This is a genomic window from Microbacterium sp. ET2 (genome assembly GCF_030347395.1).
Taxonomy (GTDB): Bacteria; Actinomycetota; Actinomycetes; order Actinomycetales; family Microbacteriaceae; genus Microbacterium; species Microbacterium albipurpureum.
Genome location: NZ_CP128170.1, coordinates 253,636 through 275,198, shown reverse-complemented (window position 1 = coordinate 275,198; position 21,563 = coordinate 253,636). Strand labels below are relative to the sequence as shown.

Below are 21,563 nucleotides of genomic sequence, written 5' to 3'. Positions count from 1 at the left end.
GATCGAAGGTTTCGATGGGCCTTCGGCCCGAGGAGGAACGAAGATGAGCGAGAACACCAGCGACCGTCAGCCGGAGGACGTTCCGGCCACGCCCCCCGTCCCGGAGACGCCCGCTGCGGCGGCTGCCCAGCACTTTCCGCCCGCCGGATGGCACGTTCCGCCGCGCCCCGCGCCGCCGACCGCCGCCGCGGGGGCGCCGTATCCGGTCGGTGCCGGAGCCTCGTTCGGCCCACCCACCCACCCGACGCAGCCGACGCTTCCGCTGGGTGAGGGCGGTCAGGCGTACGGCGCCGCGCCCGTCACAACCCAGGCGGGCGCGACGCCGACCAAGCGGAAGTCCGGCGCCGCCCGTGTCGCGGGTCTCCTCGTGGCCGCCGCCGTCGTCGGTGGAGCCGCAGGTCTCGGCGGCGCGTACGCCGGAGTCTCCCTCTTCCAGCCCACCCCGGCTGCGACCACCGCGACGGGGCCGACCAGCGTGACGGTCAACGACACCGACGACGTCAACCAGACCACGGCGATCGCCGCCAAGGTGGTGCCGAGCGTTGTCACGATCGAAGCCGCGGGTGGCGCGGGAAGCGGCACAGGATCGGGCGTCATCCTCTCCAGCGACGGGTACGTCGTGACCAACACCCACGTGGTGACCCTCGACGGGGCGACCGGTGACGCCGCGATCCGGGTGACCACATCGGACGGGCGGGTGTTCGACGCCGAGATCGTCGGCACCGATCCGCTCTACGACCTCGCGGTGATCAAGCTCCAGGATGCCGAAGGACTCACCCCGATCGAGTTCGCCGACGCCTCCGACCTCAACGTCGGTGATGAGACGACCGCCGTCGGAGCCCCCCTGGGCCTGTCCAACACCGTCACCACGGGTATCGTCAGCGCGCTCAACAGGTCCATCGAGATCGCGTCCTCCGCCGCACCCGACGAGGGCGATGCCGATGAGGACCAGGGCGAGGCTCCGCCGTTCTCCTTCGACTTCGGCCAGGGTCAGCAGTCGGGTCAGCCGGCGGAGTCCATCAAGATCGCCGTCATCCAGACCGATGCCGCCATCAACCCCGGGAACTCCGGCGGTGCGCTGGTCGATTCGCAGGGGCGTCTCATCGGCGTCAACGTCGCCATCGCCTCCGCCGGGGAGCCTCGTCCACGCAGGGGAACATCGGCGTCGGGTTCGCCATCCCGTCCGACATCGTCCAGCGCGTGACGGACGAGCTGATCGAGAACGGCTCGGCGACCCATGGCCTGCTCGGCGCCAACGTGCAGTCCGCGGCGTACGTCGAGGATGCGGACATCACCGGCGCCTACGTCGCCGAGGTCACCGCCGGCGGAGCGGCGGAGGCCGCGGGACTGCGCGCAGGCGACATCGTCACCGAGTTCAACGGCGTTCCGATCACCGATTCGGTCGATCTCACCGCGCAGGTGCGTGCGCTCGCCGCCGGGAGCGAGGTCTCGCTGACCTACGTTCGCGACGGACAGAACGCCACCGCCGAGGTGACCCTGGGCGAGCTCCAGCAGTAGGGTCTTCTCGGTCAGGACGCCATCCCGCGATAGGCTCGCGGGATGGCGTCCTTCTCGTTCGGCGCGGGGAATGCACGCAAAGTCGCGAGCATTCCGCTGTATGCGCTCGGTCGTGTCGTGACGCTTTTTGCACCGCGTCGGCCCGATGTGTGGGTGTTCGGCTGCGCGGTCGGCATCGCTGACGGGGCTCTCGCGCTGTGGGAGGAAGCGGCTGCACACGGACGGCGTTCGGTCTGGTTGACCGCGTCCGAAGATGAGGATCGGGATGCGGCGGCTCGGGGCATCCCGACGGTGAGGAAATCCACGCTTCGCGGCTTCTGGCTCACCGCCCGGGCCGGCGTCCTCGTGGTCACCCACGGGTTCGGCGACGTCAACCGGTACGCCACCGGGGGCGCTTTCGTGGTGCAGCTGTGGCACGGCATTCCGCTCAAGCGCATCGGCCTGGATTCCCCGGAGACGCTGCGCAGCAGCATCCTGCCCCGATCGCGTGCGATGCGCGCGCTCATCCGCGCCATGTACCGCGGCGCGACCCGGCGCATCGGGCTCATCCCCGCTGCGTCGCACCTCGTGCGTGGCCGTCTGGAGTCCGCCTTCTCGCTCACCGACGAGCGGGTCGCCGTGACCGGTGAGCCGCGGGTCGACGTGCTGTCTCAGGGCTCGGCCGAGGAGCGGCGACGTCGGGCGCGCGACCTGCTGTCGAGGACAGTGGGATCGATCGAGGACGCGGCGCGGGTCGTCCTGTATGCGCCGACGTGGCGAGACGGCGCGCCGGATCCGGCCGTGCCGACAGCCGCGGACTGGTCGGCGCTCGGGAACGTCCTCGAAGCCGAGAACGCGATCCTGCTCGTCCGTTCCCACCCGCTCGGCGCGGGGGAGTACGTGCCGCCCGTTCCGTCGGGGCGTATCCGGATGCTCGGCAGCGACCTGCTCCGCGATGTCACGCCGGCTCTTCCCGGCATCGATCTCCTCATCACCGACTACTCGTCATTGGTCTTCGATGCGGGGCTGAACCGCACGCCCGTTCTCTTCCTCGCGCCCGACATCGAGCAGTACGCGGCCCGGCGCGGATTCTACGGCTCGTTCGAGGAGGGGGCGGGTGGCGACCTCGCGTCGGACTGGACGGAGATCATCCGTCGGCTCGGCGCGGCGATCACCGACGGCCCGGAGCGTGCGCGCATGTCCGATCGTTCCGCCGCGCGCAGCGCCGATGTCCACGCCTTCCGCGACGGAGGCAACACCGCACGGGTCTACCGTGCCATCCTGAACGCCACGGGCGCCGCCACCGCCGACGGCCGCACGAGAGGACGCAGATGACAGACGCCCGCTTCCACGCCGAACCCGAGCCCGCCCTTCTGCTGTCGGGCACCGGCCCGGCGCCCCAGCGTGCGAGCCTCGAGGGGCCGCGAGCGCATGTGTCGGCGGACGTCGTCGCCGGTGAGGATGGCTGGCGGGTGGATCTGCCGCTGCACGTCGCGCGCTGGGGTGGACCGGATCTCCCGCTTCCTCGCGGCTCGTACGCGCTGCGCGTGAGCGGCCCGGGGATCGATGACGTCGAGGTGCCGGATGTCGCGACGAGTCTCCTCGGCACGCTCCGCGCCGAGCTGCGGGGCGGGGCGGTCGTGATCGGCCCGCCGATCGATCCGGTGTACGACTCCGGGGAGGGTCAGGCCGCGCTTGAGCGTCGTTACGCGACGAGGCCGGGGGAGCTGGAGAACGCGGTGTTCTTCGAGAGCTTCTACGGACGCAACGCGAGCTGCAACCCGCTCGCCATCGATCGCGAGCTCGCCCGGCGCGCCCCTGGGGTGACCCGCTACTGGAGCGTCGCCGATCTCTCCGTGGTGGTGCCGGACGGAGCCGTGGCCGTGGTCGAGGGGAGCCCCGACTGGTGGAGGGCACGAGGCGTCGCACGCCTCCTCGTCGTCAATGACTGGCTTCGCCGTCGCTTCTCGCGCCGGGGCGGGCAGGTCGTCCTCCAGACCTGGCACGGCACGCCGCTGAAGCGGCTGGCCCTTCACCGGCCGGGTTTCGACCCGCGACGTGCGGCGGCGGTCATCCGCGAGTCGTTCCGGTGGGACATCCTGCTGGCGCAGAACCCCTACGCCGCGTCGGTGCTGCGGAAGGCCTACGCGTTCCTGCGGCGGCCGCTGTGGGTCGAGGGCTACCCGCGCAACGACGTGCTGGTCACCGGTGACGGCGCGATGACGCGCGCGGCGCTGGGAATCGGGGCCGCGGAGCGGGTCATCCTCTACGCCCCCACCTGGCGGGACGACCGCGACCAGATCGTCGACTTCATCGATCCGGCGAGCCTTGCCGCCGAGACGGACTCGGTCGTGCTCGTCCGCGGCCACTCACGCACGCTCCAGCCCGGTCACGACCTGGCCGGTCCGCGGGTGATCGACGTCACGGGCTACCCGGATACGTCGGCTCTCCTCCTGGCCGCGGACGCGCTGGTCACGGACTACTCGTCGGTGATGTTCGACTTCAGCGTCACCGGCAAGCCCATGTACTTCCTGGTGCCCGACATGGATCACTACCGGGGCACGCTGCGCGGCTTCTACTTCGACCTCGCCGCTCGTGCTCCGGGGCCCGTGGTGCGGACGCAGCAGGAGCTCGTCGCTGCGCTGACGGCGGAGGAGTCCGAGCCCTACGCGGAGAAGTACGACGCCTGGCGGCGGGCGTTCAACGGGCGCGACGACGGGCGGGCGGCGGAACGCGTTGTCAGCCGCATCCTCGACCAGGGGCTGATCGGGCGCGAATGAGGCGGCAGCACCGCTGTCCGGTCAGGGCAGTGGCGTGTTGCGATCCCCGATGCGCGAGGTGTCGACGGTGTCGTCGGCGCCGCGGATGAGGCCGATGAGGAATCCCGTGCCCCATGAGAGGTGCATCGTCGGGAGCACCGCGAGAGTCCATGTCTTGTCGCGCCACCCCCTCCCGCCGCCGGGACCCGCGGCGACGACGAGGAGGAGCACGAGGTATGCGAGCACCGGGAGGTGGACGAGGGAGGCGAGGAGTGAGGGGATGCCGCTGAGGACCCCCGAGATCTGGAGGACGGCCACGACGACGGATGCCGCAGCGGTGACCACGAGCGCGGGCGGCGCGAAGAAGCGCATCGAGTTGACCAGGCCGTAGCGGCGCACGAGCTCGCCGCGCCAGCGTCCCGTGGCGAAGAACTGCCGTGCGAGGCGGGTCCAGCTCTCGCGCGGCCAGTACGTCACCGACAGCGTCGGATCGAACCACACCCGGTAACCGGCGCGGCGGATACGGAGGTTCAGTTCCCAGTCCTCGCCGCGGCGGATCGACTCGTCGAAGAGCCCCACCTCGTCGAGGACCGCCCGGCGCATGACGCCGAGGTACGCCGATTCCGCATCGCCTTCGGCGGCCCCTCCGTGGTACGCGCCCCCGCCCAGGCCGATTCGAGAGTTGTAGGCCCGCGCCACCGCGCGCTGGAAGGGCGTGCGGCCGTCGGCCCGCATCACCCCTCCGACGTTGGCGGCGCCGACGCGCGACAGGGTGTCGAGTGCGCGGCGGGTGTACCCGGGCTCGAGTTCGGAGTGCGCATCCACTCGTACGATCGTGGGGTACCTGCTTGCACGGATCGCGATGTTCAGCCCGACGGGGATGTCGGCGGCGGGATTGTCGACGAGGACGATGCGGGAGTCGCGAGCGGCGAGGGAGGAAGCGAGCTCCGTTGTCCCGTCGGTGGAGGGCGCGAGCGCCAGGATCAGCTCGAGCGGGGCGTCGAGGTCCTGCATCAGCACGGTTTCGACCGCGCGGGCCAGGTAGTCGCGCTCGTTCAGCACCGGCATGACGAACGACACTCCCGCGTCGTCAGGGACGGCGGGCGCATCCCGTCGCTTCCGGTCGTCTGCCTGCACCCGTCGATCATGTCACGCGCCCGCTGGCTAGTCTGGACGGGTGAGATGGGTGTCCGACGCGGGGAAGGCTCTCGCCCTGGTGAGGCGGGCTCTGGACAATCGGGCAGCCGTGGCCGATGTCCGTCGACGTCAGTCGGCCGCACCACCCCTCCCGAAGGATCACTACAGGATCGCGGTGTACTTCGCCGACGGCGCGGTCAACATGTATCAGATGCGGCAGTGGTACCGCCCTCTGCAGGAGCTGGCCCGCACCTGGCCGGTCGTCGTGCTCAGCCGGGCGGTGACGGGTGCGCGCGCCCTCATGGAGGACGATGCGCTGCCCGTGGCGTTCGTGCCGACGGTGCGCGACCTCGAGCAGTTCCTCGTCGCAGAGGACATCCGGATCGTCTTCTACGTCAACCAGAACACGCGGAACTTCCAGATGTTCCGCTACGGGCGGCGTTGGCACGTGTTCATCAACCACGGCGAGTCCGACAAGATGTACATGACCACCAATCAGTACAAGGCCTACGACGTCGCCTTCGTCGCGGGCGAGGCCGCTCGCGACCGGCTGTCCAGAGTGCTGTGGGACTACGATCTCGAACGTCGGACCCGGCAGATCGGCAGACCGCAGGCCGATCACTACTCCGGCTCGGTGCCCTATCCGATCGATGAGCGCACCGTGGTGCTCTACGCGCCCACCTGGGAGGGAGATCGGCCCTCGGCGCATTACGGCTCCATCCGCACCCACGGGGAGGCCCTGGTGGCGGCGCTCCTCGCCACCGGTCGACATCGCGTCGTGTACCGTCCCCATCCTCGGTCCGGTGTGGTGGATCCCGAGTACGGCTCGGCCAATCGGCGCATCATCGCCGCGCTCGCCGAGGCCAACGTGGCAGACCCGTCGGCGCACCACGTCTTCGACGAAAAGCCCGAGCTCGGGTGGCAGCTCGCCGCGGCCGACATCGCCATCGTCGACATCTCCGCCATGGTCTACGACCGTCTCGCGGCGGGCAAGCCTCTTCTCATCACACGGCCCGCAGACCCCGCCGCCGCCATCGACGCGCACGGCTACCTGTCGGCCTGCGAGTGGCTCGATGCCGACCGCGCGTCAGACGTGGTCGTCGAAACCGATCGTGTGCTGCAGGATCCCGAGGCCGTGTCGCGGCTGCAGCACTGGGTGCGCCACTACTTCGGTGACACCACGCCCGGGGCTGCCACGGAAAGGTTCCATGCCGCCGTGGCAGATCTGATGGCTTCATGGGAGGACTGGCATCTGCGCAGCGCCGGGTCGGACGACGGCGAGGACGATGTCCAGGACTCCGGAGACCGCGAGGGGGAAGAGGAGCTCGACTGACGGCGCCGTCGCGCCGCGCGTCTACGCGTTCAGAAGGGTGCGGGTTCGTGGGGGTTGTCGGCGGGTTCGTCGGTGATCCGGAACTCCAGGCCGGGATTCGTCCACTTCGCCCACAGATCATCCGGGAGATCCTCTTCCGGGGTGAAGTGCACCCCGTGACCGGGTGGGTTGTCGATGTGGATCCGCCCGGTGGGTGAGGTCCACTCCATCACTCCACCGGGGAGTTGTCGGACTTTCCAGGCGGTGAACTGTTTCATGCTGTGGTGTCTTTGGCACAGGCAGCAGAGGTTGCAGATCTCGGTTTTCCCACCCAGGGCGGCGTCATGGTTGTGGTCGACTTCGCATTTGCGGGCGGGCATGCGGCATCCGGGCCACCGGCAGTGTTTGTCCCTGCCTTTGAGGAATCGGTCCATCGGTTTGGTGCGCTGGTAGGTGTCCACCGCCATCGTCAACCCGGTGATGGGGTGGGTCAGCAGCCGCTCCCACGTCCCGTGACTGTTGCCTGCGAGCAGCCGGGCTGTCTTCGCGTCGATGGGTCCGACCCCGGCGAGGTCGCAGGGGACGTCGCTTTGTCCCATGAGGGCCATGACGGGGATCACGACCTGCACCTTCGCCGTGATCGCTCCGAGCCCTCCCGGCTGGTCGCCGGTGGGGTCGATCGCGGGAGTGGAGGTGAGGAGCATGTCGGTGAACAGGTCGGCCCGGACCTCGTCCAGGGACCGGGTGTCGCCCGATCCCGGTTCCCGGGCGGCGATGACCTCATTCGCCTGGTCGGTGACCCGCTGGAAGATCCCCTCGATCAGCACCGTGGAATGCACAGACCGCAACTCCGACATCCCCTCCCCGATCGAGTACCGGACGATCTTCCGCTGCCGGAACGCCTCCCCATGCCGTTCGGTGAGCGACCTGGGGTGCATCCGCTCGGCGATGATCTCCAAATCCGCACGAGCCCGCCCGGGGGTCTCGTCCAGACAGATCTCGGCAGCGAGTTGATCGAACTCGCCCTTCAGCTCGATCGGCAGCCGCCGCCCGACATCCTCGACCACCGCGACATGCGCGCGGGTGATCAGCCCCTTCTCGAGGCAGTGCACCGTCGCGGGGTAGTCGTTCACCAACGCGAACGCACTATCGATCTGGCGCTGCACCGACCGGTCCGACAGTCGGACCGCTGCGGCGATCTCGGCCGCGACACCCCGCAACGCCATATCCCTGTCCCGCACCACCACCGACGACCCCTCCGCCAGCCGTGCCGCGAACGCCCCCGCCTCGGCGAGCGCGCGGGTCTGCTCGGCTTCCGCGGCCGCGAGCGCCTCTTGAGCGGCTTCCACCCGCGTGAGAACGCCGGTCAGCTCACTCCGGTCCTCGTCACTGAGGAGGGTGAGCCGCGGGTTCGAACGCATGTATGAAGCATGGCATCGACCTCCGACATCCGAACCCGAAACTCTCAACCCCAGGTTGAACGGAATGTCGGTCCGAGTCAGATTTCGTTTGTTCCCTCCTCCTCACCGTCCTGCGGGGGAGTCGCGTCGACCGGCTGCTCCGTCCCGCGCCTCTGGCGTCCCGGACTGATTGCGCGCGCCATCGTCCCGGTCGCTCCGGCGACCAACACCCCCGCGCGTCTCAAGCCACCCACAGCCGCAGACTCCACCCGCCGTGCCCCGGGCCGCGGCTCCACGTCGGCCGGCAGGATGTCCGGCGGCAGCCCGAAGGCGCGTCGGGAACCGACGAGCACGCGTCGACCGAGGATGTGGTTGCCCGCGCCTCCCACGACGGCGCCGATGCCGAAGGGGAGCGCCTTTCCCAACCAGCTCGCACCCCCGCGGGCGGCGAACTGCCGGACGAAGGTCGACTTCAAGCGGTCGGCCAGAGGCCCGACCGCCGCGCGAGGAAGGGACTTCGTGATGATCTCGCCCCAGTACGAGTCGCGGCCCGGACCCTTGCCGCTCGCCTGCTGAGCGAGCTGGCGCAGGAGGTCTACACCTTCGGTGCCGAGCATCAGGGTCAGGACGAGCGCTCGCGCCCTGTCGGGGTCGGCAACGGCGATCCCGTGCACCTCGGCGATCGACTGTGCGAAGAGCGTCGTCGCTTCGAGGATACCCACCGTCTCCACTCCGCTCAGGGCGAGGGTGACACCAGTGCCGACGCCCGGTACGACAGCGGTCGCTCCGACCGCCGCCCCGCCTGTGGTGACGGCGGCGAGGTAGCGGCGTTCGAGGATGCGGATGATCTGCGCCGGCGTCGCATCCGGGTGGCGAAGTCGAATGCTGCGAAGGTGCGCGAGCACCACGGGACGCTGGATGGCGATGACCCGATCCAGAAGACGGACGACGTGCGGGTGCTCGTCCGACCCCGCGGGTGGGAGGCCCCCGTGCCACGGGGCGTCATCGGTCATCGAGTGGATGCGGTGCACCTTCTCAGCCATGACGGCGATCCTACGAGCCGGTCTCGTCAGCCCCCTGGGTGTTGACTTCGGGCAGCTGGGCCTCAGGCGGGGGGGTCAGACGTAGAGATTCGCCCGCTCGAGGTCTTCGGCGAAGTCGACTTCGACCGCGTACAGATCCGAGATGTCCATGACCCGCAGCTGCAGTCCGTCCTCGAGGATCGCCAGTTCGAGCGCGCGCTCGAAGTAATCCTGGTCGGCGACGCGGTTCAGCTGGCGGATGAACGCGCGCTTGTCACGGCTGGAGATGTAGTTGATGCCGACAGCCTCGCCGATTCCGCCGGAAACGGTCTTGGAGAGCTCCTTGACGAAGCCGTCCTCGCCGAGGGTGTACTTGACCTCTTCGTCGGAGACCTTCGCGGTGTTGACGGTGACGAAGGAACGGTCGTTCTCGATGAGGTCGATCGCCCGGCCGAGCACGCGCGGGTCGAATACGACATCGCCGTTCATCCAGAGCACGCCGCCCCTACCGGTCGCGCCCAGAGCGCGAAGCAACGACTTCGACGTGTTGGTCTGGTCGTACCGGTCGTTGTAGACGTAGTCCACGTTCGGGAAGGCATCGACGATGGCCTCGGCCCGGTAGCCGACCACCGTGGTGATGCGCGCATCATCACCGAATGCGGCACGGATGTTGTCGTGCTGCTGCTGCATGATGCTGCGGCCGTCGTTCAGCTCCGTCAGCGGCTTGGGCAGGCTGCGGCCGAGTCGCGAGCCCATGCCCGCGGCGAGAATTACGGTCTGAACGGTCAAGATCTGCTCCTGGAGTGTGTGGTTCACTGTCGGTTAACCGACTGGACACTCCGTTGTGCCCATCTGATGGTAGCCATATCCCCTGTGAGCAGGCATAATACCTTCCCGTCGTTGCAGGTTTGTGATATATCGAACAATGACGGTTCCCTCACAACCCGTTCGCCGAATCGGATGCGCTTGATAGCGTGATGCAGTGACTCCCTCACTCCCGATGCCCGACGACGCTGACACGGCTCGCGCCGACAGTGACGACCACGGCGTTGTGGCGCGCGAGGTCGAGATCAAGCTTGTTCCGCCCCTGGCGGCATCCGATCCCGAGGATGACGCGGAGCCACCCGCCCCGGAAGTGACCGCACCTGCCGCGTCGGGACCGGCGAAGGCGCAGAGCGCTCAGAGCTCGCCGCGAACACCTCGGGCGCCGCGGAAGAGCGCGCCGCGGAAGACCCCCGCGCGGAAGACTCCCGCACGGAAGACGCCTGCGCAGAAGGCTCCTGCCACGGAGGACAGTGCGGCCGAGAACACCGCGGTGAAGAACGCGACCGCACCTCGCGCTCCGCACAGCTCGGGCGCCGACGCGCCGGATGTCGTCGCCGCGCCAGAGGCGGGGCCGGACGCGTCACCTCCCGCCGCCCTCGTCGTTCCTCCGGTGCCGCCTCTGCCGGCGGTGCGGGATGACGCGATCATCATCCCGCCCCGCCCACCCCTTCCCGTGATTCCCGCGACGGTCTCGGTCGAGGAGACCCCCGCAGAAGAGTCCCCGGTCGAGGAAGGCCGCGCCGAGGAAGTGCTGGCTGTCGACACTCCGGTCGAACAGTCCTCGAGCCCCGAGCCGACCGTCGCCGAGCCCGAGCCCGAGTCCGATGAGATGTCGGAGGAGACCGCGTCCTCTCGTCTCAGGGACAGCGCGCCGCTCTCACTCGCGGACAGCCTGGACCTCCCCGAGCCCGACGTCGATCACGCGGCCCTCACGGTGCGCGGTGTGTCGAAGTCGTTCGGGGGAACGCGCGCCGTCGATGGGATCGACCTCACGATCCCCGCCGGCACCTTCTACGGTCTGGTGGGCCCGAACGGTGCGGGCAAGACGACAACTCTGTCGATGATCGCCGGTCTGCTGCGCCCCGATCGGGGCACCATCCGCATCGGCGACGTCGACGCCGGAGCCAAGCCCCTGCAGGCCAAGAAGGTCATGGGGGTGCTGCCCGACCGGCTGCGCACGTTCGACCGACTCACGGGACGTCAGCTCCTCTATTACTACGGCGTGCTCCGGGGGCTTCCCTCGTCGGTGGTCGAGGCGCGAACCGCCGACCTTGCTCGCGCATTCGACCTCACCGACGCTCTGCACCGCGTGGTGTCGGACTACTCGGCCGGGATGGTGAAGAAGATCATGCTCGCCGGCGCGCTGATCCACTCGCCGCGGCTCCTGGTGCTGGACGAGCCGTTCGAGTCCGTTGACCCGGTCTCCAGCGCGGTGATCCTCGACATCCTGTCCGCCTACGTCTCGCACGGCGGGACGGTCATCCTGTCCAGTCACGGGATGGAGTTCGTCGAGCGGGTCTGCTCGCGGGTCGCGGTCATCGTGGCAGGTCAGGTGCTGGCGGAGGGCACCATCGACGAGGTGCGCGGCGAACTGACGCTCGAGCAGCGCTTCATCGAACTGGCCGGAGGCCTGAGCGATGTGGAAGGCCTGGAGTGGTTGCACACGTTCTCCGACTGAGGATCGCTCTCGTCATCGGCGCCCTGCGCGGCGATCGACGCCACCTCACCCGGATGATCCTCGGATCGATCGTGCTCGTCGCGGCGGTTGTGGCCGGCTGCTGGGCATTGCTGACACTCGCCGACGCGCGCGCCGGAGTCGTGCTCGCTGTGACCGTTCTCGGGGGTTCGGGAGTCACTCTCGGGTTCGCGCTCGCGCCGGTTGTGGCCTCGGTCTCGGATCCTCTCGATCCCCGCCGATTCGCCGTTCTCGGGCTCGCGCCGACACCGCTTGCCGCGACGCTCGCGGTTGCCGGACTGGTGAGCGTCCCGATCGCGGCGCTGATCGCTCTCGCGGTCGCCGCGGGCGTCACCTGGGGCGAGCTCGGCGCGCCGTGGTGGGCGATCGGGCTCGGCATCATGCTCGCCGTCATCACCTGCGCCCTGCTCGCGCGCGTCGGCATGGCGGTCACCTCCCATCTCCTGCGCGAGCGTCGCTCTCGCGAACTCACCGGACTGTTCATCCTCGCCGTACTCGTGGTCGTCGTGCCCGTCGGCGTGTTCCTCGCCTCGCTGGAGTGGCGCGGAACCGTTCCGTCTCAGCTGTCCGAAGCGGTCGAGATCCTCGCCCTCACACCCCTCGGTGCGGCGTGGGCCTTCCCCGGACTGGTCGTGACCGGGGCCGAGGCCGCGCCGCTGTCATTCCTGGTCGCGTTCCTCACTGTCGCTGCACTCGCCGCGCTGTGGTTCTGGCTGGTTCGGGCCCTGCTCACCACGTCCGAGCGTCCGCTGACTGGACGGGAGCGCGGTGGTCTCGGCTGGTTCGCGGTCGCCCCGGGCACTCCGGGCGGCGCCATCGCCGCACGAAGCCTGCTCTACTGGCTCACCGACAGGCGCTACCTGGTCAACGTGCTGGTCATCCCGGTGGCCGCCGCGCTCACCGTGGTGCCCCTCCTGGTGGCGGGTGTCCCACTCGAGATCGCGGTGCTGGTACCGGTGCCTGTGGCCGCACTCTTCTTCGGCTGGTTGCCGCACAACGACCTCGCGTACGACTCCACGGCTGTCTGGATGCACATCGGCAGCGGGGTCCGCGGCGCATCGGACCGCATCGGGCGCCTTGTCCCGATCATCCTCATCGGCGTCGTTCTCCTGGCGGTCGCGGTTCCCATCAGCATCTCGCTCCACGGCCGGTGGTCGGCGCTGCCGGCGATGACCGGGCTCTGCGCCGCGCTGTTCCTGTGCGGCCTCGGGCTGTCGAGTATCACGTCGGCGACCTGGCCCTACCCGGTGACCCGTCCCGGAGACAGTCCCTTCCAGCAGCCGCAGCGCACCGGATCGGGGGGAGCACTCGCACAGGCGTTCGTCATGATCGGCGCGATGCTGCTGAGCGCCCCCGTCGCGTGGTGGGGGTGGCTGTCTCTCGGAGGCGACGAGGAGGCGACGACCCTCGCGCTCTGGGGCGGCCTTGCGATCGGTGGGTTCACGGCGATCGTCGGCATCGCGGTGGGCTCCGCCGTCTTCGAGCGGCGGGGGAGCCGCATCATGGAGTTCGCCGAGTCGTCGTGAGCGCTCGATCCTGCCGGGCGTCCGGCCGCGAGGGTACACTTTTCCCTCATGAGCACGCCCCTCGACAGCCCTGACCAGGGCGGCCTGGCCACCCTCGACCGCGAACTCGAAGAGCTCATCCGGGAAGAGAGCCTCGAGCCGGGAGACCACGAGCGGTTCTCGCACTACGTCAAGAAGGACAAGATCCTCGAGTCGGCGATGACGGGCAAGCCCGTCCGCGCGCTGTGCGGGAAGAAGTGGACGCCGGGCCGTGACCCCGAGAAGTTCCCGGTGTGCCCGACCTGCAAAGAGATCTACGAATCGATGGTCTGAGCGCTCACGCGACGTCGACGAAGACCGTCGGCAACGCCGGATCCGAGCGACTGAGTGCGAGCGCCGTGACGGGGAGTTCCTCGCGGACGCGGGCGTGATGCGCGCGGGCACGGGCGACCCCGTCGGATCCCAACGCCGACGGATCAGTGTCACCGGCCTCGAGCAGCACCACCTGCAGCGGCCGGGCATCCGGGTGATCGATGTCGGTCGCCATCTGTTCGAATCCGTCGGAGACCGCGATGAGCTCGGATGTCGCGGTGCCCGACTCCAAGGTGCGGAAGGCCGCCTTCCGGCCGCCACGGGAGGCCTTGTCGGTCGAGGCCTTCGCGACGGGCACCCAGCCGCCCGCGGCATCCTGTCGTGCGACCAACTTGTAGACCATGCCGGCGGTCGGGGATCCCGACCCGGTCACCACGGAGGTTCCGACCCCGTAAGAGTCCACGGGTGAGGCCGCGAGGGCGGCGATCGCGAACTCGTCGAGGTCGCTGGTCACGGTGATCTTCGTTCGCGTGGCACCGAGACGGTCGAGCTGCGCGCGCACCGCGGCGGCGACGGCGGGGAGGTCGCCCGAGTCGATCCGCACCCCGCCGAGCTCGGGCCCCGCGACGCGAACCGCGGTCTCCACCCCCGCTTGGATGTCGTACGTGTCCACGAGCAGCGTCGTCTCGACGCCGAGGGCGTCGACCTGTGACCGGAAGGCGTCCTCCTCGGTGTCGTGCAGCAGGGTCCAGGAGTGCGCGGCCGTCCCCATCGTCGGGACGCCCCACTCCCGGCCGGCCTCGAGGTTGCTGGTCGCGGAGAAACCCGCGATGTACGCCGCCCGCGCCGCAGCGACCGCCGAGCGCTCCTGCGCCCGCCGCGACCCCATCTCGGCGAGCGGTCGGTCCCCGGCGGCGACGCTCATGCGGGCGGCCGCGGTGGCCACCGCGGAGTCGTGGTTCATCACGCTCAACGCCAGGGTTTCCAGAACCACAGCCTCAGCGAAGGTGCCTTCGACCACGAGGATCGGCGAGCCGGGGAAGTAGGCCTCGCCCTCGCGGTAACCGTGGATCGTGCCGGTGAATCGGTACTGCTCGAGGAAGCGGAGGGTCGCGGCATCCACCACCCGGTGGTCGCGGAGGAACCGCAGTTCGTCGTCACCGAAGCGGTAGTCGGCGAGGAGCTGCAGGAACCGGCCGGTACCGGCGACCACGCCGAAACGGCGCGCGCCGGGAAGGCGCCGGCCGAACAGCTCGAACACGCAACGTCGCTCGGCGGTCCCGTCCCGGAGGGCCGCGTCGAGCATGGTCAGCTCGTATCGATCGGTCAGCAGCGCGCTGGACGGCACGACAGAAGGGCTCATGGCGGTCACTCTATCGACGGGCTCGAGGCCGGGGCGCCGCGGCGTAGGCTGGATGATCGTGAACGATGCGCCGATCGGAATCTTCGACTCGGGGGTCGGCGGTCTCACCGTCGCCCGCGCTGTCTCGGCGCAGCTGCCGCGCGAGTCGATCCTCTACATCGGCGACACCGCGCGCTCGCCCTATGGGCCCAAGCCCATCGCCGACGTGCGTCGCTACGCCCTGGAGATCCTCGACACGCTCGTCGACGAGGGCGTGAAGATGCTCGTCATCGCGTGCAACACCGCGTCGGCCGCGATGCTGCGCGACGCCCGCGAACGCTACGACGTGCCGGTCGTCGAGGTGATCGGACCCGCTGTCCGCACGGCGATGTCGACGACACGCAACGGTCGGATCGGGGTCATCGGCACCGACGGGACGATCGGTTCGGGCGCCTACCAGGACATGCTCGAGGTCAACGCGCGGCTGGAGGTGTTCGCCCAGGCCTGCCCCGCGTTCGTCGACTTCGTCGAAGCGGGCGAGACCGACACCCCTCGGGTCCTGGCGACCGCCGAGGAGTATCTCGCTCCGCTCCGCCATGCCGGCGTCGACACCCTCGTGCTCGGGTGCACGCACTATCCCTTCCTCGAGGGAGCGATCAGCTACGTCATGGGACAGGGCGTGAGCCTCGTCTCCAGCGATACCGAGACCGCGAAGGACGTCTACCGTCAGCTGGTCAGCCGCGACCTGCTCGCCGGCCCCGACGCGGTCGCGCGTCACGTGTACGAGGCCACGGGCGCCTCGGCCGACGACTTCGTGCGCCTCGCCCACCGCCTGATGGGACGCGAGGTGCGCGACGTGCGGCTCGTCCAGACCGGCGCCATCGACCTGCCCGCACCCCGGGCCTGAAGGAGACACATGTCCGAGATCACCCGCACCGACGGTCGCCGCCCCCACGACCTCCGCCCCATCACGATCGAGCGGGGGTGGAGCACCCAGGCTGAGGGGTCGGCTCTGATCTCGTTCGGCGGAACCCGGGTGCTGTGCACCGCGTCCTTCACCAACGGCGTACCCCGCTGGCTCACCGGCAAGGGCAAGGGGTGGGTGACCGCCGAATATGCGATGCTCCCGCGCGCAACCAACGATCGCAACGACCGGGAGAGCGTCAAGGGCCGGATCGGGGGCCGCACCCACGAGATCTCCCGCCTGATCGGCCGTGCGCTGCGTGCGGTCGTGGACACCAAGGCGCTCGGTGAGAACACCATCGTGATCGACTGCGACGTGCTGCAGGCCGATGGCGGTACGCGCACGGCCGCCATCACCGGCGCCTACGTCGCCCTCGCTGACGCCATCTCCTGGGGTCGCGAGCGGAAATTCATCGGTCAGCGCGCGGAGGTGCTGCACGACTCCGTCTCGGCGGTCTCGGTCGGCATCGTCGACGGCGAGCCGCTGCTCGACCTGGCCTACGTCGAAGACGTGCGTGCCGAGACCGACATGAACGTCGTCGTCACCGGCCGCGGGCTCTTCGTCGAGGTGCAGGGGACGGCCGAGGGCGCGCCCTTCGACAAGCGCGAGCTCGACGCCCTGCTCGAGCTCGCCCTCGCCGGCTGCGCCGACCTCCGCGAGATCCAGTCGACAGCGCTGGGCGCAGGCGAGGACTGAGCATGCCGCGGCCGATCGTCCTCGCCACCCACAACGCCCACAAGGTCGCCGAGTTCCAGGCGATCGTCGCGCGAGTGCGTCCCGACCTCGTGGTATCGGGGTACGACGGTCCCGAGCCCGTCGAGGACGGAGTGACCTTCGCGGAGAATGCGCTGATCAAGGCGCGAGCTGCCGCCGGCCACACCGGTCTTCCCGCTCTCGCCGATGACTCCGGCATCCGCGTCGATGTGCTCGGAGGAGCGCCGGGGGTGTTCTCGGCCTACTGGGCGGGGCATCGCAAAGACGATGCCGCCAACCGGACGCTGCTGCTCGATCAGCTCTCCGATATCCGCGACCCCCACCGTGCGGCGCAGTTCGTCTCGGTGATCGCCCTCGTCGTACCGGGCGGGCAGGAGGAGACCGTGGAGGGCATCTGGCCGGGACGCCTGGCGACCGCTGAACGGGGGACAGGCGGCTTCGGCTACGATCCGATCTTCATCCCCGACGCGCAGCCGACCGGCTCGGAACGGACAGTCGGCGAGTGGGAAGCGCGGGAGAAGAACGCGCAGTCGCATCGAGCCCGTGCATTCGAACGCCTGGCGCCGCTGCTGTCGGTCCTCTGAACCCGCGCGACGGGGTCGGCATCGGCTGAAAAGGACTCTCATTCCCGACAGGCGCGCCCGGCTCACCGCGAACCTTCCGCGGATCTAGCCTGGAGGGGTGCACGACCATCCCGAGCCCGCCGGCGGCTGGCGCAGCGCCTCGAGCCGCCGGCTCCTGGCCGTCTCACTCGGGATCACCGCCACCGTCATGGTGGTCCAGGTGGTCGGGGCGATCCTCTCCGGATCCCTCGCACTTATCGCCGACGCGGCGCACATGTTCACCGACGCGGCGGGGCTCGTCATCGCTCTCCTCGCCGCGGTCGTCGCGGCACGCCCCGCCACCGACCGTCGTACCTACGGCTATCAGCGAGCCGAGGTCTTCGGAGCCCTCGCGAACGGCGTCATCCTCATCATCCTCGCGGTCTGGGTCGGCATCGAGGCCGTCTCCCGGCTGCTGAACCCCGCCGAGGTCGACGTCGCAGGCGGTGTGATGCTCGTCGTCGCGGTGATCGGTCTCATCGCCAACGGTGCGGCCATGTGGCTGCTGAGTGCGGCTCAGAAGACGAACCTCAACGTCCGCGGTGCCTACCTCGAAGTCCTCGGCGATCTGCTCGGCTCGATCGCGGTGATCATCGCCGCGGTCGTGATCCTCCTGACCGGATGGGCGCCGGCCGATGCGATCGCCTCCCTCGCGATCGCGGCGATGATCGTGCCGCGGGCGGTCGCCCTCCTCCGGGAAGTCGCCTCCGTTCTGAGTGAAGCCGCCCCGCGGGGCATGGAGGTCCGCGACATCCGCGCCCACATCCTCGGCACACCGGGGGTCGTCGACGTGCACGACGTCCACGTCTGGCAGCTGACGCGCGGTGCGCCGGTCTTCAGCGCGCATGTGGTCGTCACACCGGACGTCATTGCGGACGGCCGGTCCGACGCTGTGCTGCGCGATCTGCAGGGCTGCCTTTCCGAGCATTTCGACGTCGCCCATTCGACGTTCCAGGTCGAGGGCGCCGGGCACGTCGAGCACGACGCCCACGCCTGATCAGTCCTCGCGGACGACCGCTTCGGCATGCTTGTCGGGACGAAGTCCCCGCCACCGCGAGTGACGCAGGATGCCCGTCGGGGTGAACTCGCCGAACTCGACCTCGGCCACCAGCTCGGGGCGAACCCACCGCACCCCGCGGGTATCGGCGGCGGGCACGCCCACGAGGGGGTTCTGATCCGTGACCAGGGGGGTGAGACGCTCCTGGAGCGCGAGGAGCTCGCGGTCGCTGAAGCCCGTTCCGACACGTCCCGCGTACCGCAGCCCATCCTCGCCCTGGATGCCGAGCAGGAGGGAGCCGAAGGTGCCGGCCCGGCCGCCCTGACCCGGCCGGATCCCCGCGATGACGACTTCCTGGGTGCGGGTCAGCTTGACCTTCAGCCACGACTCCGACCGTGCCGCCCGCCGGTAGGTCGACCCCGGGTCCTTGACCACGACGCCCTCCAGTCGCAGCCGCCGGCTGGTCTCGAGGGCGATGTCGACGTCCTCGAACACCGGTGGCGTCACAATGGCGGGAACGGATGACGCAGCGAGGCGCTCCAGGATCGCTCGCCGCTGCCGCAACGGCAGCCCGGTGACATCCTTCCCCTCTGCGACGAGCACGTCGAAGAGGTAGTAGTGCACGGGGGTGCGTCCCGCCTCGCGCGCGATGTCGCCCTCGCGCGCGAGATTCATGCGGGTCTGGAGGAGAGGGAAGCTCGGGCGGCCGTGGTCGAGGGCGACGAGTTCACCGTCGACGATCGCCGGACTCTCGCCGAGCCCGGCGTCCACGCCGCTGATCTCGGGATAGCGCGCCGTCAGTTCATTGCCGCTGCGGGCCCAGAGCCTCAGACGGCGACCGTCCCAGACGCCGACGGCACGGATGCCGTCCCACTTCGCCTCGGCCCACGCTGGAGACCCCCATCGCGCGGCGTCCGAGCGTGCGCGGTCCGGGCCGGCGGATGTCGACAGCATGGGGGCGAGGTCTCGTGCGTGCGGCGGCCACGACGCATCCGGCGCGGCACCGAGGAGAGCATCGAGGTCGTGCTCACTCGCTGCGGGCATCTGCTGCGACTCGGCGGGAAGGGAGCGAGACGGAGGAGGCGACGGCGTGACCGGCTGCGCATCCGCCTGCGGCCTGCCCGCGGCATCCGTCTTCATGCGGTGCACGAGCCAACTGGACTTCTCGCCCTGACCTCCGGTGCGGATCAGCGCGAGCCGCACCCGCCCGAGCGGTCCGCCCGGGCGGCCTTCGGCAGTGAAGATGATCTCGTCATCGCGCCACTTCTCGGGCTCGTAGTGGCCGGTGTCCCAGATCGTCATGGTTCCGGCTCCGTACTGCCCGGCGGGGATGGTGCCCTCGAAGGTGGCGTACTCCATGGGGTGGTCTTCGGTCATCACGGCAAGGGTGTTGCGGGCTGTGGAGTGCGGGATGCCGCGGGGCACCGCCCAGCTGACCAGCACGCCATCGCGTTCGAGGCGCAGATCCCAGTGCAGACGCGAGGCGTGATGCTCCTGGATCACGAACGACGGCAGCCCGTCGGCCGGCGTCGCGTGGGGGGCCGGCACCGAGGGCACGGGCTCCGGCGTGGCGCCGGCTGTGCGTTTGGCGATGTAGGCGGTGAGTGGCGCACCGCCGTCCTGGCGGGAGGCGGGCGGGGCGTCGCGATCGAGCGCCGCGAGCGGGTCGCCCATCTCCTCGACCCGATCGAGAACCTCGTCGAACCGAAGATGTCGCAGCCCCGGGTCGTCCAGCTCCCTCCACGTGCGTGGCGTCGCCACGGTCGGATGTGTCCGACCGCGCAGCGAGTACGGAGCGATGGTGGTCTTCGAGCCGTTGTTCTGGCTCCAGTCGATCAGCACCCGCCCGTCGCGGACGGCCTTCTTCATGCTGCTGACGACGAGGTCGGGGTGGTCGGCCTCGATCGACCGGGCGAGTTCGTGCGCGAGGCGCGACGCACCCTCGCTCGTCTGGCCGGGCGGGAGGGCGCTGTAGAGCTGCAGACCCTTGCTGCCGCTGGTCACCGGGTACGGTTCGAGTCCCATGGGGGCGAGGATGTCGCGAGCCCATCGCGCCACCTCCGCGCACTCGGCGAGGCCGACACCGGGGCCGGGGTCGAGGTCGAGGACCAGACGGTCCGCGTCGCCGCGTTCGCCGTCGGCCGTGAAGCGCCACTGCGGCACGTGCAGCTCGAGGCTGGCGACCTGTGCGAGGTAGACCAGGGTCGGGAGGTCCTCGACCAGCGGGTACTCCTTCGTGCCGCTGGAGTGCGGGATCGGCACTCTCGGCACCCAGTCGGGGGCGCCCGGCTCGAGGTCCTTGGCGAAGAACGACATCTCCGGGTGCGCGTCGGTTCCCACGCCCTCCGGCCAGCGTTTGCGGGTCACCGGCCTTCCGGCCACATGTGGGAGCAGCACGGGTGCGATGCGGCTGTAGTACGCGATGACCTCGCCCTTGGTCGTCCCCGTCCCGGGGTAGAGCACCTTGTCGAGGTTCGTCAGACGCAGCCGGCGGCCGCCGATGCGGACCAGTTGCTCATCGCCGGGCATGGGGCAAGGGTAGCCGTGAGCGGTGTGACAGGTGTTCACTGGTGAGATGAGGTCGATCTGGAAGGGCGCGCTGACGTTCGGGCTGGTCAACGTGCCGGTCAAGGTGTACTCGGCGACCGAAGACCACGACGTGTCGCTCCATCAGGTGCACAACAAGGACGGCGGGCGCATCCGATATCAGCGCGTGTGCGAGATCGACGGTGAGGTCGTGCCCTACAGCGACATCGATCGTGCGTACGACGACGGAGCGCAGACCGTGATCCTCACCAAGGACGACTTCGACGCGCTCCCGGCGGAGAAGAGCCGCGAGATCGACGTGGTGGAGTTCGTCCCGAGCGAGCAGGTCGACCCGCTGCTGTTCGACAAGGCGTACTATCTCGAGCCCGACTCCGCCTCGCCGAAGGCGTACGTGCTGCTGCGTCGGACGCTGGAGCAGACCGATCGCACCGCGATCGTGCGGTTCTCGCTGCGGCAGAAGACCCGGCTGGCCGCGCTGCGGGTGCGCGGTGACGTGCTCGTGCTGCAGACGCTGCTGTGGTCCGACGAGGTGCGCGAGGCGGCGTTCCCGTCGCTGGAGGAGGACGTGAAGATCTCGGGCAAAGAGCTCGAGCTGTCGGCCGCGCTCGTGGACAGCTTCGCCAGCGACTTCGACCCGACCGAGTTCACCGACGACTACCAGGAGGAGCTTCGGACCCTCATCAAGGCCAAGATCGAGCAGGGCGACGCCATCGACACGGCCGAGACCTTCGCCACCGACGATGAGGGCGAGGGTGGCGGTGAGGTCATCGACCTGATGGAGGCGCTGCGCGCGAGCGTGGAGCGCTCGCGCGCGGCTCGGTCGGGCAAGAAGGACGACACCGAGTCGGGCACGACGAGTGGTTCGGCGAAATCGGGCGGCTCCGCGAAGAAGAAGACGCCCCGCAAGAAGACCGCGAAGGCCTCGTAGGACC

The 21,563-nt window shown here is 69.6% G+C and carries 17 protein-coding genes and 1 pseudogene; 12 read left to right on the top strand and 6 right to left on the bottom strand.

From position 1 onward, the window contains the following. Positions 1-43 precede the first annotated feature (43 nt). The 3 genes and pseudogenes from QSU92_RS01415 (at position 44) to QSU92_RS01405 (ending at position 4,277) form a co-directional block, all read left to right on the top strand. Positions 44-1,518: pseudogene (locus tag QSU92_RS01415) on the top strand (S1C family serine protease). Between the two features lie 42 nt (positions 1,519-1,560). Beyond that, complete coding sequence (locus tag QSU92_RS01410; protein WP_289264427.1) at positions 1,561-2,832, top strand: CDP-glycerol glycerophosphotransferase family protein; 1,272 nt, start codon at positions 1,561-1,563, stop codon at positions 2,830-2,832. Further along, entirely contained in the window at positions 2,829-4,277 is a 1,449-nt protein-coding gene (locus QSU92_RS01405) for a CDP-glycerol glycerophosphotransferase family protein (RefSeq protein WP_289264426.1), read from the top strand. Before QSU92_RS01410 ends, QSU92_RS01405 begins: the two co-directional genes overlap by 4 nt. Positions 4,278-4,298: 21 nt before the next feature. Here QSU92_RS01405 and QSU92_RS01400 read toward each other — a convergent pair whose 3' ends face one another. Continuing rightward, the gene (locus QSU92_RS01400; RefSeq protein WP_289265778.1) at positions 4,299-5,324 is read right to left on the bottom strand and encodes a glycosyltransferase family 2 protein; all 1,026 of its coding nucleotides are present in this window, start codon (positions 5,322-5,324) and stop codon (positions 4,299-4,301) included. 109 nt (positions 5,325-5,433) lie between these two features. Here QSU92_RS01400 and QSU92_RS01395 point away from each other — a divergent pair, with 109 nt between their 5' ends. Then, the gene (locus QSU92_RS01395) at positions 5,434-6,726 is read left to right on the top strand and encodes a hypothetical protein (RefSeq protein ID WP_289264425.1); all 1,293 of its coding nucleotides are present in this window, start codon (positions 5,434-5,436) and stop codon (positions 6,724-6,726) included. Between the two features lie 29 nt (positions 6,727-6,755). Here QSU92_RS01395 and QSU92_RS01390 read toward each other — a convergent pair whose 3' ends face one another. From QSU92_RS01390 to QSU92_RS01380, 3 genes are all read right to left on the bottom strand, one after another. Further along, the gene (locus tag QSU92_RS01390; RefSeq protein ID WP_289264424.1) at positions 6,756-8,126 is read right to left on the bottom strand and encodes an HNH endonuclease; all 1,371 of its coding nucleotides are present in this window, start codon (positions 8,124-8,126) and stop codon (positions 6,756-6,758) included. A 77-nt stretch (positions 8,127-8,203) separates the two neighbouring features. Further along, positions 8,204-9,148 (bottom strand): hypothetical protein, encoded by a 945-nt coding sequence (locus QSU92_RS01385; protein WP_289264423.1) that lies wholly within the window; start codon positions 9,146-9,148, stop codon positions 8,204-8,206. A gap of 75 nt (positions 9,149-9,223) precedes the next feature. Then, positions 9,224-9,916, bottom strand: a complete 693-nt coding sequence (locus tag QSU92_RS01380) for a phosphocholine cytidylyltransferase family protein (protein WP_289264421.1) — start codon at positions 9,914-9,916, stop codon at positions 9,224-9,226. 865 nt (positions 9,917-10,781) lie between these two features. Here QSU92_RS01380 and QSU92_RS01375 point away from each other — a divergent pair. The 3 genes from QSU92_RS01375 to QSU92_RS01365 are packed head-to-tail and all read left to right on the top strand — an operon-like array spanning position 10,782 to position 13,486. Then, positions 10,782-11,630, top strand: a complete 849-nt coding sequence (locus QSU92_RS01375; protein WP_289265777.1) for an ABC transporter ATP-binding protein — start codon at positions 10,782-10,784, stop codon at positions 11,628-11,630. Then, entirely contained in the window at positions 11,606-13,174 is a 1,569-nt protein-coding gene (locus QSU92_RS01370; protein WP_289264418.1) for a hypothetical protein, read from the top strand. Before QSU92_RS01375 ends, QSU92_RS01370 begins: the two co-directional genes overlap by 25 nt. Positions 13,175-13,222: 48 nt before the next feature. Continuing rightward, the gene (locus QSU92_RS01365) at positions 13,223-13,486 is read left to right on the top strand and encodes a DUF3039 domain-containing protein (protein WP_124293512.1); all 264 of its coding nucleotides are present in this window, start codon (positions 13,223-13,225) and stop codon (positions 13,484-13,486) included. A gap of 4 nt (positions 13,487-13,490) precedes the next feature. On the opposite strand, the gene QSU92_RS01360 is transcribed toward QSU92_RS01365, so the two are convergent. Continuing rightward, on the bottom strand, positions 13,491-14,828 hold the full coding sequence (locus tag QSU92_RS01360; protein WP_289264414.1) for a nicotinate phosphoribosyltransferase: 1,338 nt from the start codon (positions 14,826-14,828) through the stop codon (positions 13,491-13,493). Between the two features lie 58 nt (positions 14,829-14,886). Here QSU92_RS01360 and murI point away from each other — a divergent pair, with 58 nt between their 5' ends. The 4 genes from murI to QSU92_RS01340 all read left to right on the top strand — a co-directional run bounded on the left by murI (position 14,887) and on the right by QSU92_RS01340 (position 18,084). Next, positions 14,887-15,714: a glutamate racemase gene (gene murI / locus QSU92_RS01355; RefSeq protein WP_289264412.1), complete on the top strand. Its 828-nt coding sequence runs from the start codon at positions 14,887-14,889 to the stop codon at positions 15,712-15,714. Between the two features lie 9 nt (positions 15,715-15,723). Next, positions 15,724-16,467: a ribonuclease PH gene (rph, locus tag QSU92_RS01350; RefSeq protein ID WP_289264410.1), complete on the top strand. Its 744-nt coding sequence runs from the start codon at positions 15,724-15,726 to the stop codon at positions 16,465-16,467. A 2-nt stretch (positions 16,468-16,469) separates the two neighbouring features. After that, a complete protein-coding gene (gene rdgB, locus QSU92_RS01345; RefSeq protein ID WP_289264408.1) occupies positions 16,470-17,069 on the top strand; it encodes an RdgB/HAM1 family non-canonical purine NTP pyrophosphatase in 600 nt (199 codons plus the stop codon). Between the two features lie 97 nt (positions 17,070-17,166). Then, positions 17,167-18,084 (top strand): cation diffusion facilitator family transporter, encoded by a 918-nt coding sequence (locus QSU92_RS01340; protein WP_289264406.1) that lies wholly within the window; start codon positions 17,167-17,169, stop codon positions 18,082-18,084. On the opposite strand, the gene QSU92_RS01335 is transcribed toward QSU92_RS01340, so the two are convergent. Further along, positions 18,085-20,613, bottom strand: a complete 2,529-nt coding sequence (locus tag QSU92_RS01335) for an ATP-dependent DNA ligase (RefSeq protein WP_289264405.1) — start codon at positions 20,611-20,613, stop codon at positions 18,085-18,087. Positions 20,614-20,659: 46 nt separating this feature from the next. Here QSU92_RS01335 and ku point away from each other — a divergent pair, with 46 nt between their 5' ends. Then, positions 20,660-21,559 carry a non-homologous end joining protein Ku gene (ku, locus tag QSU92_RS01330; RefSeq protein WP_289264403.1) on the top strand — a complete coding sequence of 300 codons (900 nt, stop codon included), beginning with the start codon at positions 20,660-20,662 and terminating at the stop codon, positions 21,557-21,559. The last annotated feature ends 4 nt before the right edge of the window (positions 21,560-21,563 follow it).

Bases quoted from the DNA above. Each gene is read 5' to 3' on its own strand.
- QSU92_RS01410 (WP_289264427.1), top strand. From the start codon at position 1,561: ATGGCGTCCTTCTCGTTCGGCGCGGGGAATGCACGCAAAGTCGCGAGC.
- QSU92_RS01405 (WP_289264426.1), top strand. From the start codon at position 2,829: ATGACAGACGCCCGCTTCCACGCCGAACCCGAGCCCGCCCTTCTGCTG.
- QSU92_RS01400 (WP_289265778.1), bottom strand. From the start codon at position 5,324: ATGCCGGTGCTGAACGAGCGCGACTACCTGGCCCGCGCGGTCGAAACC.
- QSU92_RS01390 (WP_289264424.1), bottom strand. From the start codon at position 8,126: ATGCGTTCGAACCCGCGGCTCACCCTCCTCAGTGACGAGGACCGGAGT.
- QSU92_RS01385 (WP_289264423.1), bottom strand. From the start codon at position 9,148: ATGGCTGAGAAGGTGCACCGCATCCACTCGATGACCGATGACGCCCCG.
- QSU92_RS01375 (WP_289265777.1), top strand. From the start codon at position 10,782: ATGTCGGAGGAGACCGCGTCCTCTCGTCTCAGGGACAGCGCGCCGCTC.
- QSU92_RS01365 (WP_124293512.1), top strand. From the start codon at position 13,223: ATGAGCACGCCCCTCGACAGCCCTGACCAGGGCGGCCTGGCCACCCTC.
- QSU92_RS01360 (WP_289264414.1), bottom strand. From the start codon at position 14,828: ATGAGCCCTTCTGTCGTGCCGTCCAGCGCGCTGCTGACCGATCGATAC.
- rph (WP_289264410.1), top strand. From the start codon at position 15,724: ATGTCCGAGATCACCCGCACCGACGGTCGCCGCCCCCACGACCTCCGC.
- rdgB (WP_289264408.1), top strand. From the start codon at position 16,470: ATGCCGCGGCCGATCGTCCTCGCCACCCACAACGCCCACAAGGTCGCC.
- QSU92_RS01335 (WP_289264405.1), bottom strand. From the start codon at position 20,613: ATGCCCGGCGATGAGCAACTGGTCCGCATCGGCGGCCGCCGGCTGCGT.
- ku (WP_289264403.1), top strand. From the start codon at position 20,660: ATGAGGTCGATCTGGAAGGGCGCGCTGACGTTCGGGCTGGTCAACGTG.